General features: G+C 63.8%; 9 protein-coding genes, 1 tRNA gene and 1 other RNA gene. 7 read left to right on the top strand and 4 right to left on the bottom strand.

Going from position 1 to position 12,214, the window contains the following annotated elements; translation table 11 throughout:
• Nucleotides 1-30: 30 nt before the first annotated feature.
• From ffs to KIH45_RS10190, 5 genes are all read left to right on the top strand, one after another.
• Nucleotides 31-125: signal recognition particle sRNA small type (gene ffs / locus KIH45_RS10210), an RNA gene on the top strand.
• Nucleotides 126-273: 148 nt separating this feature from the next.
• Nucleotides 274-2,091 carry a DNA polymerase III subunit gamma/tau gene (locus KIH45_RS10205; RefSeq protein WP_213175899.1) on the top strand — a complete coding sequence of 606 codons (1,818 nt, stop codon included), beginning with the start codon at nucleotides 274-276 and terminating at the stop codon, nucleotides 2,089-2,091.
• Between the two features lie 57 nt (nucleotides 2,092-2,148).
• Nucleotides 2,149-2,493, top strand: a complete 345-nt coding sequence (locus KIH45_RS10200; RefSeq protein ID WP_213175898.1) for a YbaB/EbfC family nucleoid-associated protein — start codon at nucleotides 2,149-2,151, stop codon at nucleotides 2,491-2,493.
• A gap of 135 nt (nucleotides 2,494-2,628) precedes the next feature.
• Nucleotides 2,629-5,025: an endopeptidase La gene (gene lon / locus KIH45_RS10195; protein ID WP_420481931.1), complete on the top strand. Its 2,397-nt coding sequence runs from the start codon at nucleotides 2,629-2,631 to the stop codon at nucleotides 5,023-5,025.
• Nucleotides 5,026-5,305: 280 nt separating this feature from the next.
• Nucleotides 5,306-5,578 (top strand): HU family DNA-binding protein, encoded by a 273-nt coding sequence (locus KIH45_RS10190; RefSeq protein ID WP_066763228.1) that lies wholly within the window; start codon nucleotides 5,306-5,308, stop codon nucleotides 5,576-5,578.
• Between the two features lie 99 nt (nucleotides 5,579-5,677).
• Here KIH45_RS10190 and KIH45_RS10185 read toward each other — a convergent pair whose 3' ends face one another.
• Both KIH45_RS10185 and rlmB read right to left on the bottom strand, forming a co-directional pair.
• Entirely contained in the window at nucleotides 5,678-6,505 is an 828-nt protein-coding gene (locus KIH45_RS10185) for a hypothetical protein (protein WP_213175896.1), read from the bottom strand.
• Between the two features lie 26 nt (nucleotides 6,506-6,531).
• On the bottom strand, nucleotides 6,532-7,338 hold the full coding sequence (rlmB, locus tag KIH45_RS10180; protein WP_213175895.1) for a 23S rRNA (guanosine(2251)-2'-O)-methyltransferase RlmB: 807 nt from the start codon (nucleotides 7,336-7,338) through the stop codon (nucleotides 6,532-6,534).
• 156 nt (nucleotides 7,339-7,494) lie between these two features.
• Here rlmB and KIH45_RS10175 point away from each other — a divergent pair.
• Nucleotides 7,495-7,580, top strand: a tRNA-Tyr gene (locus KIH45_RS10175).
• 106 nt (nucleotides 7,581-7,686) lie between these two features.
• Here the strand turns inward: KIH45_RS10175 and KIH45_RS10170 are convergent.
• Nucleotides 7,687-9,777, bottom strand: a complete 2,091-nt coding sequence (locus KIH45_RS10170; RefSeq protein WP_213175894.1) for a PQQ-dependent dehydrogenase, methanol/ethanol family — start codon at nucleotides 9,775-9,777, stop codon at nucleotides 7,687-7,689.
• A gap of 121 nt (nucleotides 9,778-9,898) precedes the next feature.
• On the opposite strand from KIH45_RS10170, the gene KIH45_RS10165 reads away from it, so the two are divergent.
• Nucleotides 9,899-10,600, top strand: a complete 702-nt coding sequence (locus KIH45_RS10165) for a TetR/AcrR family transcriptional regulator (RefSeq protein WP_213175893.1) — start codon at nucleotides 9,899-9,901, stop codon at nucleotides 10,598-10,600.
• Here KIH45_RS10165 and KIH45_RS10160 read toward each other — a convergent pair.
• A complete protein-coding gene (locus tag KIH45_RS10160) occupies nucleotides 10,597-12,102 on the bottom strand; it encodes an aldehyde dehydrogenase family protein (RefSeq protein WP_225899819.1) in 1,506 nt (501 codons plus the stop codon). The genes KIH45_RS10165 and KIH45_RS10160 overlap by 4 nt on opposite strands.
• Between the last annotated feature and the right edge of the window lie 112 nt (nucleotides 12,103-12,214).

Here is a 12,214-nt window from a genome sequence, read left to right as displayed (position 1 = left end):
GTTCGGTTGGGAAGATCGCCATATCGCGCACCGGGAGTCGGGTGGACGTTCGCGTCCGCCAACCTGGTCAGGTCCGGAAGGAAGCAGCCATAACGGATGGCAGCGGGTCGCCCGGCTCCTTTTTCTCTACATAGTCGTTCGCCTGCGAACCCGCGCTTTTGCGGGCCCATGCACCGCGTTTGCGGCCAGCGGCGAAACCTTTCACAACTTTCGGCGGATTGAGGCGCTCTGACGGTTCGACACCGGCGGCATGCGTGCCTAGATTGGCTGGCAATGTCCGATTCACCCGACATTTTCGGCTCCGAAGAGCCTGAAGGCGAAGACCCGAAACCCAGCGCGGCAGAGCTGGAGGCGGCTGGCCAGAACGCCCTTTTCGGCGATCCGACCCCTGCTGCCCCGCCTGAACCTGCGCCGGTAATGGCAGCCCCTGTCGCGGCGCCCGCCCCGGCGGCGCAGCAGCCCTATCGCGTGCTGGCGCGCAAGTATCGCCCGCAGACGTTCGATCAGCTGATCGGGCAGGACGCGATGGTCCAGACGCTGGCCAACGCGATCAAGCGCGACCGGCTGGCCCATGCCTTCCTGATGACCGGCGTTCGCGGGGTCGGCAAAACCTCGACCGCGCGGCTTATCGCCAAGGCGCTGAACTGCATCGGCCCTGATGGGCAGGGCGGTCCGACGATCGATCCGTGCGGCGTGTGCGAGCCGTGTCGTGCCATCGCCGAAGGGCGCCACATCGACGTGATCGAGATGGACGCGGCCAGCCATACCGGCGTCGACGACGTGCGCGAGATCATCGAGGCGGTGCGCTATGCCGCGGTCTCTGCCCGCTACAAGATCTACATCATCGACGAAGTCCACATGCTGTCGCGCAACGCGTTCAATGCGCTGCTCAAGACGCTTGAGGAACCGCCCGCGCACGTGAAGTTCCTCTTCGCGACGACCGAGGTGGACAAACTGCCGGTCACGGTCCTTTCGCGCTGTCAGCGCTTCGACCTTCGCCGCATCACCGCGCCAATGCTGCGCGAACATTTCGCCAAGGTCTGCGATTCAGAAGGCGTGACGGCAGAGGACGAAGCGCTGGCCATGGTCGCCTCGGCCGCCGAAGGATCAGTGCGCGACGGGCTCTCCATCCTCGACCAGGCCATTGCTCACGCCGACATGGCGAGCGAGGGTGAGGGCACCCACGTCACCGCCGAACAGGTCCGCGACATGCTGGGCCTTGCCGACAAGGGCGTGCAGCGCCGCCTGCTTTCCGCGATCCTGACGGGCAACGGGCCCGAACTGCTCGACGTTCTGGACCGGCAGTATTCTCTGGGCGTTGAACCCATCGCGGTCATGCGCGGGCAGATGGATCTCGTTCATCGCATTGCACTGACACAGCTTGGCAAGGGCGAGGCCGATGGGCCGAGTGCGGAAGAGCGTGAGGAACTGACCGGCTGGGCGCAGAAGCTGGGCCCGGCGCAAGTCCACCGGATGTGGCAACTGCTGCTTAAAGGGCACGAGGAAGTGCGCAGCGCGCCCGAGCCGATCGTCGCCGCGCAGATGGCGCTGCTTCGCGTGCTGCACGCCGCCGACATGCCCGATCCCGGTTCGCTGCTGCGCAAGCTGGACGAGATCGCGGCCAATCCGCCTGCTCCGCCAGCCCCTGCCGGAAACGCCCTTGCCGGCGACGCGCCTTCGGGCGATGCCGCGCCGGTCGCGCAGGTGCCGTCCGGCCCTGCGCCCGACTGGGACCGGTTGATCCTGCAGGTCGAGGCGGCGGGGCGTTTGCAGGTTGGCCAGATCATGACCGACTGGATCCGGGTCGTGGACCTTGCACCGGGGCGCCTGACTTACCAACTCGCACCCGGCTTTAACGATGATCCGGCCGCCGACCTTCGCGACGCGCTTTACCGCGCGACGGGCGAACGCTGGCAGGTCGAGCGGGGCACGCCTGACCAGGAAGGCACGCCCACGATCACCGAACGCCGCAAGGCCGAGGCAGAGGCGGAAGCGGACGTGGTCCGCAACTCGCCGATGGTGAAGGCCGCGATGGAAAATTTTCCCGACGCCCGGCTGCTCGAGCATGAGCGCGACCAGCGTCGGGCCTGATGCCGACCGATGCCCCTTTGATCAGGGGTGAAGGCGGCTAGGAAAGGATAGAGACCGATGAAATCCATGGAAGAAATGCTTCAGGCCGCGCAGCAGGCGGCCGAAACCATCCAGAAGCAGATGAACGACGCGCAGGCGACGCTCGACGCGATCGAGGTCGAGGGCCAGTCGGGCGGCGGTATGGTCAAGATCCGCTGCACCGCCAAGGGTCGCATCCTCGGTGTGTCGATCGACGACAGCCTGATGATGCCGTCCGAAAAGCAGATGCTGGAAGACCTGATCACCGCGGCCTTCAACGATGCCCGCCAGCGTGCCGATCAGCGTGCGGGCGAGGAAATGGCGAAAGTTCAGCAGAATTCCGGACTTCCCCCCGGTTTCGACCTTTCGAAGCTGGGCCTCTGATCGAAGACGTGTCAGTTTCTTGTCGTCGGGCGGAAAAGCCCCATATCGGGGGAAACGGCGCGACTACGGCGAAACCGGTTCGCGCGGGCCATCCTATGATGGATGGCATGTGATCGTATCTTTCGGACGGACTCTATGTCGATGAACGAATTCCCCCTGCTGCCCCTGCGCGACATCGTCGTGTTTCCGGGCATGGTCGTCCCGCTTTTCGTGGGACGCGACAAATCGGTCGCCGCTCTTGAAGCGGCAATGGCTGGCGACAAGGACATCATGCTGGTGTCGCAGCTCGATCCGGGCTGTGACGATCCGGGCGCGGACGACATGTACGACATCGGCGTCGTCGCCAGCGTCCTGCAGCTTCTGAAGCTTCCCGACGGCACCGTACGCGTGCTGGTCGAAGGGCAGCAGCGTGCGCGCCTTGCCGAACTGGATGACAATGCCACGATGCTGACCGCCAAGGTCGAGCTTCTGGACGAAATCACTGCCAGCGGGACCGAGGTTTCGGCCCTGATGCGGCAGGTGCTGGAACAGTTCAACGACTACGCCAAGCTCAACAAGAAGCTGTCGGCGGATGCCGGCGAACAGCTTGGCGAGATCGACGACGCCTCGCGCCTTGCCGATGCCGTCGCCTCGAACATCGCGGCCAAGGTTTCGGACAAGCAGGCCATGCTGACCGAGCGTGATCCGGTGAAGCGGCTGGAAATGGCGCTTTCCTTCATGGAAGGCGAACTGGGCGTGCTGCAGGTCGAACGCCGCATCCGCGGGCGCGTGAAGCGTCAGATGGAAAAGACGCAGCGCGAATATTACCTCAACGAACAATTGAAGGCGATCCAGTCGGAACTTGGCGGCGGCGATGAGGGCGGCGACGAAATCGCCGAACTGGCCTCCAAGATCGAAGGTACGAAGCTTTCGAAGGAAGCCCGCGCCAAGGCCGATGCGGAACTGAAGAAGCTGAAGTCGATGCAGCCGATGTCGGCCGAAGCGACCGTCATCCGCAACTACCTCGACGTGCTGCTCGGCCTGCCGTGGGGCAAGAAGAGCCGCCTGAAGAAGGACATCGGCAAGGCACAGGAAGTGCTCGATGCCGATCACTACGCACTCGACAAGGTCAAGGACCGCATTGTCGAATATCTCGCGGTGCAGGCGCGCACGAAGAAGCTGAAGGGCCCGATCCTTTGCCTCGTCGGCCCTCCGGGCGTCGGCAAGACCTCGCTCGGCCAGTCGATCGCCAAGGCGACGGGCCGCGAATTCGTGCGCCAGTCGCTGGGCGGCGTGCGTGACGAGGCCGAGATCCGCGGCCACCGCCGCACCTACATCGGCTCGCTGCCGGGCAAGATCGTGTCGAACCTGAAGAAGGCGGGCACAAACAACCCGCTGTTCCTCTTGGACGAGATTGACAAGCTTGGTCAGGACTTCCGAGGCGATCCGGCCTCGGCCCTGCTCGAAGTGCTGGACCCTGAACAGAACGCGAAGTTCCAGGACCACTACCTCGAGATCGACTACGACCTTTCGGACATCATGTTCGTCTGCACGGCGAACTCGCTGAACCTGCCGCAGCCGCTGCTCGACCGTATGGAGATCATCCGTCTCGAGGGTTACACCGAAGACGAGAAGGTCGAGATTGCGCAGCGTCACTTGGTCGACAAGCAGGTCGAACTGCACGGGCTGAAGAAGGGTGAGTTCGAACTGACCGAACCCGCGCTTCGCGACCTCATCCGCTACTACACCCGCGAAGCCGGCGTCCGCACGCTGGAGCGTGAGGTTGCGCGTCTGGCTCGCAAGAGCCTTCGCAAGATCCTTGAGGGCGAAGTGCAGACTGTCACGATCACGCCCGAAAACCTTGGTGACTTCGCGGGCGTCCGCAAGTTCAAGCACGGGATGAGCGACGACGAGAACCAGGTCGGCGCGGTCACGGGTCTGGCATGGACCGAAGTGGGCGGCGAACTCCTGACGATCGAAAGCGTGACGGTGCCCGGCAAGGGGCAGGTCCGCACGACCGGCAAGCTGGGCGAAGTCATGAACGAGAGCGTGCAGGCCGCGTTCTCCTTCGTGAAGGCGCGTGCGCCTGCCTATGGCATCAAGCCGTCAATCTTCCACCGCAAGGACATCCACATCCACTTGCCCGAAGGCGCCGTTCCCAAGGACGGGCCGAGCGCTGGCATCGGTATGGTGACGTCGATCGTGTCGACCCTTTCGGGCATTCCGGTCCGCGCCGACACGGCAATGACCGGCGAGGTCACGCTGCGTGGCCGCGTTCTCGCCATCGGCGGCCTGAAGGAAAAGCTGCTGGCCGCGCTACGTGGTGGCATCAAGACCGTGCTGATCCCGGAAGAGAACGAGAAAGACCTCGTCGAAATTCCGGCAAACATCGTCGAACGGCTGGAGATCATTCCGGTCAGCCACGTCGACGAGGTTCTGGCACGCGCCCTGGCCGAACCGCTCCACCCGATCGAATGGAGCGAGGAAGACGACATCGCGAGCCAGCCGGGGCCCGTTCACGGCGGCGGTTCGGTTGCTCCCACGGCGCACTGATTTAGCTGTTGCACCTGCAGCCAATCCGGTTGCAGGTGCAACAAAAGGCATGCTGCATCGCAGCATTGCCCGCGCAGTCAGGTCGACTGTCAGTCATTAACCTCATTTCATCGAAAAAATGGCGGAATTTGCCCGTTTTGGGCGGTATTTGGCTTTGACACGAATGTAAAAAGCCGCTCCATTCCCGCGCACTCGCTCATCGCGATCGGCGTGCGGAGATTCACTCCGCAATCGCCTCCCACGAATTTTTATCGAAGAACCAAAAGGGGGTCTTTACCACATGAACAAGAACGAACTCATCGGGACCGTCGCAGAAACCAGCGGCCTGTCGCGCAACGACGCCACGAAGGCTGTCGAAGGTGTGTTCGATGCAATCACCGCCGCCCTCGCGAAGGGTGACGAAGTCCGTCTCGTCGGCTTCGGCACGTTCTCGGTCGCGAAGCGCAAGGCTTCGACCGGCCGTAACCCGCGCACCGGCGAACCGATGACGATCAAGGCTTCCACCCAGCCCAAGTTCAAGGCCGGCAAGGGCCTGAAGGACGCCGTCAACTAAGACGCGTTTTTCGAACCCCCGCTAACGGGGTCGCAAAAAGAATTGCCGCGCGGGATCACCTCCCGCGCGGCTTTTTCTTTGCGCTAATGGCAGCTGCGATCAATCCAGCGCGATCAGCGCCGTAGGTGCGACCTTGCTGGTGGAATTCACGTCCCAGCTCAACACTTGCATCCCGCCGTTCTCTGCCGGACCTTCATCGGTGTTATTGGCAAGGATCCGGCCATCGGTGCGGATCGTGAACGTGCCATCGGGCAGGACGGCCTTGGGCGCGTCGGGGCCGGCTTGCTTCGATGCCATGCCCATCATCATCGCCATGCCGGGGTCGGCCATCGAATCGTTGCCGCCAAAGCCCGGCGCCTCGATCCTCACGCTGCCGTCGCCGCGCGGGATCGCGATGACGAAAGGCGACATCGTCGGCATCTTCTCGACCATCGGGAAGACGAAGCTGTGCGTCATCTGCCCGCTGACCGCGAAGTCGACGTCATATACGCCGTTACCCTTGTGCGAGACGCTGCGGAAACCGGCCTGCTTGGACAGCGAATCCGCCAGCTTCTGCGCGCTTTCTGGGTCCGCCGGGTCCAGCCCGCCCATCATCTGGACGAACTGTTCCTTCTCGGCTTTGTCCTTGGCCTGCTCGGCTTCCCACTCGACCTTCTGCTCGGCGATTTCCTCGTCCGTGCACTCGGTCTCCTCGAAGTCGTCGTCGTAGCACTCGGGCTCGAACTCATCGATCGTACCCATGCGCGCGAGGTCCGACAGGCCCATTGCCGCGATCTCGCCGTCATAGGTGAACGTGAAGGCCCCGCCTTTCGACAGCGTCAGCTGCGAGGTAAAAGCCCCCGGCGTCAGCAGGCAGCCCGAAAGAAGCAGCGACGAAGCTGCAACGCCGGCCGCGGCAAGCGCGCGCGGCGCGAACAGTTTTCCCATGTATCCCTCCTGTCTATCCCGCCTCCTTACTGGCTGCGGGTTGCACAGGCGTAAAGGGCGATTGCCGCCGCGTTCGAGACATTGAGACTTTCGACCGCCGCTTCGATGGGAAGGCGGGCGATCTGGTCGCAGTGCTGGCCGACCTGGTAGCGCAGGCCATCGCCTTCCGCACCCAGCACGAAAGCAACGGGGCCGGTCGGGAGTGCTTCGCCCAGCGTGACTTCGCCGTCGCCATCAAGTCCGATGCGCCAGTATCCGGCTTCTGCCATTTCTTCCAGCGCGCGCGACAGGTTCACGACGCGAATCCACGGCAGGGTTTCCAGTGCGCCCGAAGCCGATTTTGCCAGTACGCCTGATTCGGGCGGGGCATGGCGGTCCTGCGTCACGATGCAGGCCGCACCGAATGCTGCGGCAGATCGCATGATCGCGCCGACATTGTGCGGATCGGTCACGTGGTCGAGCACGACGATCGGCGCTTCGGGCCGGGCGTCGTCCAGATCGGCGAGCAGCAGTTCGGGCAGGGGATCACATTCGATCACGATGTTCTGGTGCGGCGCGTCGCGCGAAACGAGTCGCGCAAGGTCGGGCCCATCGGCATATTCGACGCGCACGCCTTCGGGAATTTCGAACTCGCCGGCATCGACCAGCTCTTCCAAGACCTCACGCACGGCCCAGATGCGCTTTACCTCGCGGTCGGGATTGTTGAGCGCTGCCGTTACGGCATGCTTGCCCCACAGCCGCACGGCGCCCTTGGTGGCGCGCCCGCTGCCGCGTCCGCCCTGCATGCGTCCCGCGCGTCCGCGCAGTGCGCGTTCCTTGCCCTTCTTTGCCATCGTATTGTTCGCCTTTTTGAATCTTTGCGCGCCTCTAGCGATCACCCCCATTGACAGGCAAGCGCCGCTTCGCCAAATGGGCGCCTCTCGGCCGGACGGAGCCTTCGGGTTCTGTCGAACAAAGCGGGGTTTTATCCCAATTTGCGGCACCGGTGTGGACAGGTGGCCGAGTGGTTAAAGGCAGCAGACTGTAAATCTGCCCGCGCAAGCGTACGTTGGTTCGAATCCAGCCCTGTCCACCACCGCCGCCCTTCAGACCCATCGCACCCTTCAGACATAGCGCAGATACGACGGTTCACGCCGCACGATTTGTGTCGCGCGGCGTGATGGCGCGTCGACTTCGAGCTGTCAGGGGGCTATGCGCCTCGCCGCTTCGCTGCTGACGTAGGCGCGAATCGATTCGGCTTCTTGCGGGCTCAGCCGCTGCTTGAAGCTGACCATGCCGCGTTGCTGCAGCAATCCGCCGATCACGATTTCCTGCCACAGGTCCGCATCGGAGAGCGCGGCCGAGCGTTTCAGATCGGGCACGATGCCTGCCGACAGCGTTCCCATGCCGTGGCACGAGGCGCAGTTCGCGGCGAACTTCGCCTTGCCCGTTGCGACCTGCTGGTCGCTGAACTTCGCGCTGTCGGGGTTGAGCGGGGCAAGCTCGGTCGGCTTGGCCGGAAGCTTGGCCGCACCGTCGAGCGTGAAGGCGAGGATGCGCCCGTTCAACGCAGGCTTCGGCCCGTCGAACTGCGGCAGTGTCAGCGGGAAGCCGCCGCCGTTCCCAGCCATGACCGCGATGTACTGCTTGCCGTTCAGGGTATAGCTGACCGGCCCGCCGAGGATCGCCGACTGCGCGTCGAACTTCCAGAGCTCGGACCCGTCCTTGCTGTTGTAGGCGCGGAAGGTGCCATCGGCGAGGCCCTGGAAAACCAGTCCGCCCGCAGTCGCCAGCGCGCCGCCGTTCCACGGAGCACCGTGCGGCACGCGCCAGACTTCCTTCTGTGCGATCGGGTCCCAGGCCAGCAGCGAGCCCTGCAGCGCTTCCTTCATCGCCGCGATGTCGGTCGGCGTTTCTGGAAGCGGGGTCGAGAGCATGTCGACGCCAAGGTTCCACGTACCCGGCGTGTACTTGAACTTGCGGTCCTTCACGTAAAGGAACGGCACCTGCTGCGCCGGAATGTACATGACGCGGTTCACCGGGTCCCACGACATCGGGTGCCAGTTGTGCGCGCCGCTGCCGCCGATGCTGGCAAGGAAGGGGGCGTCCTCGTATCGCGCGCCTTCGGCCTCTACCGGCCTGCCGGTTTCCATGTCGATATGGTCGGCCCAGTTTGCATCGGCGAATTTCTCCGCGCTCAGCAGAGTGCCGTCGGTGCGGTCGATGACATAGAAGAAGCCGTTCTTCGGCGCGTGGAGGATCACCTGCCGCGGCTTTCCTTCCCACTCGATCGTGTCGAGCACGATCTGCTGGGTCGCGGTGAAGTCCCAGTTTTCCGCCGGCACTTCCTGATAGTGCCAGACGTACTTGCCGGTCTTCGCGTCGAGCGCGACGATCGAGGACAGGAACAGGTTGTCGCCCTTGCCCTCGGAACGGGTCGTGTGGGTCCACGGGCTGCCGTTGCCGGTACCGATGTAGATACGATCGAGATCCTCGTCATAGACGATTGAATCCCAGACCGTGCCGCCGCCGCCGAATTCGTAATAGGCATCGCCCGACCATGTCTTGCGCGCCAGTTTCTCGATGATCTCGTCCGAGGCTGCGCCGTCCTTCACGTTCGGATCGCCCGGCACGGTGTAGAACCGCCATGCGAGTTCGCCCGTTTCCTGATCGTAGGCGGAAACATAGCCGCGCACACCCAGTTCCGCGCCGCCGTTGCCGATATAGACCAGCCCCGCCGCCGCACGTGGTGCGCCGGTGATCGTATAGTCCTTGTCGGCGTCGACCGTCATCGTCGTCCAGACCGGCTCGCCCGACTTGGCGTCGAGCGCGATGAGCCTGCCGTCGAGCGTTGAGATGAACAGTTTGCCCGCAGCATAGGCCGGACCGCGGTTCACCACGTCGCAACAGGCGCGGATGGCGACTTCGCCCGGCACTTCGGGATCGTAGCTCCACAGTTCCTCGCCCGTCGCGGCATCGACGGCGACCGCCATGCTCCATGCGGTGGTGGTGTAAAGCACGCCGTCGACGATCAGCGGGGTCGCCTCCTGTCCGCGGCTGGTCGAAAGGTCGTGATACCAGGCCAGCTTCAAGCCGCCGACGTTCGCGGCAGAGATCTGGTCGCTCGTCCCGTAACGCTGTTCGGCGTAGTTTCCGCCATGTGTCGGCCAGCCATTGTCGGCATCGGGCGCGGCTTCGGACGTCGAACATCCTGCCAGCAACAGGGCACCCAATCCGGCGCAGATTCCCGTGGGCACGACCCTGCCTGCACGGCGCAAATAGGCCTTCAGCATCACTCAACCTCTCTCAGTGCTGCGTCAAAACGCAATCTCGTTATCGTTTTAAGTGAGCCACGCTTTAAAGCAAGGGTTATCTGGGTGGTGGAACGCGCCATTCATGCTAGGGTCTCAGACGATGAATGCGATCACATCCGAACAGACGGGCACCAGCCAGCGCACCCGATACGACAGTCCCCGCATGGCGGAACGGCGCGTCCGTATCCTGAAATTCGCGCACCAGATCCTTGCCGAAGGCGGGGTCGAGGCGATGACGATCAACCGGCTCAGCGAACTGGCCGAAGTCGCGCCCAGCACGATCTACCGCAGCTTCGAAAGCAAGGAAGGCGTGATCTACCAGTCCATTGTCGAGCACATGGACGGTATCGCAGACCATCTGGAGGACGTAGGCCGGCCCAAGTCGTTCGACGCGGTCGAGGCGGAGTACGACTGGATCGTCACCGAACTGCACCGCGATCCGGAATATGCCCGCGCGATCATGCAGCTCTATTTCAGCCCGACGATCGATGCCCGCGCGCGCCTTTCCATGCGTTCGGTCGCGATCGGCAGGGTCGAACATTTCCTCGGTGCGATGCAGGACGCAGGACAACTCGATCCGCGCATCGAGCCGGCAATCACGTGCGAGCGGCAGGTCGACCTCGAATACTCGGTGTTCCTCAACTGGATGCAGCGTTCGCTGAAGGACGAAAGCGTGGCCGACGCATTGAAAAGCGCGTTCTTCCTCGCGGTCTCGCCCATCCTTGCCGAACCTACACGGACCGAGGCGCTGGAACGCGCCGATGCCGCCGCGAAACGCGTCGCGGCGACAGAGGCGGATTAACGGGCGGTCACGTCGACATAGACCGACTTGGTCTCGAGAAACGCATCGAGACCTTCGTTGCCCATCTCGCGCCCGATGCCCGATGCCTTGAAACCGCCGAACGGCAGCGTCGGGTGGACGTTGCCATAGCAATTGGCCCAGACGTTCCCCGCCTGAAGCCGCGCCGCCAGCCGGTGCAGCCTGCCGACGTCGCGCGTGAAGATGCCCGCGCCAAGGCCATAGCGGGTGTCGTTGGCAAGGCGCAGCATTTCTGCCTCGTCGTCGATGCGGTTGGCGACGAGGACAGGCCCGAAGATTTCCTCGCGCGCGATCTGCGCGTCGGCATCGACATTGGCGAAGACGGTCGGCTCGACAAAATAACCGCCACCTGAAATCGCCTCGCCGCCGGTGACGACGCTGGCCCCGCATTGTTTGCCCGAAGCCAGGAAACCGGTCACGCGGTCGAGCTGTTTGGACGAGATCAGCGGGCCGAGCAGGACCCCTTCCTCGAAACCCGATCCCACGGTCAGCCCTTTGGCGAATTCGGCCACGCCCTCGACGATGCGGTCATAGACGCCGGACTGCACGAACAGCCGCGATCCTGCGAAGCAGACTTGTCCGGTGTTTGCGAAAATCGCCATGGCGACTTGCGGGATCGCGGTTTCGACATCGCAATCGTCGAAGACCATTACCGGCGACTTGCCGCCCAGTTCCAGCGTGACGCGTTTCAGGTCGTGCCCCGCGCTCGCCGCAATGCGGCGGCCGGTGTCGGTCGATCCGGTAAAGCTGATCTTGTCGACATCGGGGTGCCCGACAAGATGAGCGCCGATGTCGTGCCCGCGTCCGGTGACGATATTGATGACGCCGTCCGGCACGCCCGCTTCCTTGGCCAGTTCCGCGATCCGCAGCGCGCTCACGCTGGTATCCTCGGCAGGCTTGATGACCACCGAACATCCTGCGGCCAGCGCAGGGGCGAGCTTGATGGTGAGATTACCCGCCGGCGCGTTCCACGGAACGATCAGTGCCGCGACGCCGACCGGTTCCTTGCGCGAATAGGCGTGGAATTCCGCCGCCTCAGATGACATGGCCTGGCTCGCGTTGCTGCCGGTGATGGTGCGTGTCATCCCCGCGAAATGGCGCAGCCACTTACCCATCGCGTCCACTTCCCACTGCGCGAAGGGCAGGGGCATTCCGTTGTCGAGTACCTCGGTCGCGGCCAGCGCCTCGCCGTCGCGGGCGATAAGTTCGGCCAGCCGCCACATGACCTGGCTGCGCTGGTCGCTGTCCATCAGGCGCCAGCGGCCATCGTCGAAGGACTTGCGCGCCGCGGTGACGGCGCGGTCCGCTTCGGCGATAGATGCCGCGGCGACCGTCCCGATGCGGTCGCCCGTCGCGGGGTCGATCACGGCCAGCTCCTCGCCGCTGCCGCGCGACAGTTCGCCATCGACGAACACGCCATGACCGCGCTCGACCCATTCGGTCGCCTTGGGGTCTATCCGGAACTTCTCGCTGGCCATGGTCATCTGATCGCACTCCCGTTTGCAGCCCGCACGATCTGCGGGTCAATCAATTCGATAATATATTATCATTTTGTCGCGGCGATCAATATGGTATCGCGTAATCGAATTAGTGGCG

Origin of the sequence: Croceicoccus gelatinilyticus, from assembly GCF_018398395.1 — a bacterium.
GTDB classification, from domain to species: Bacteria; Pseudomonadota; Alphaproteobacteria; order Sphingomonadales; family Sphingomonadaceae; genus Croceicoccus; species Croceicoccus gelatinilyticus.
Note: the sequence above shows the minus strand (reverse complement) of the source record. Positions and strands in the feature narration are given on the sequence as shown.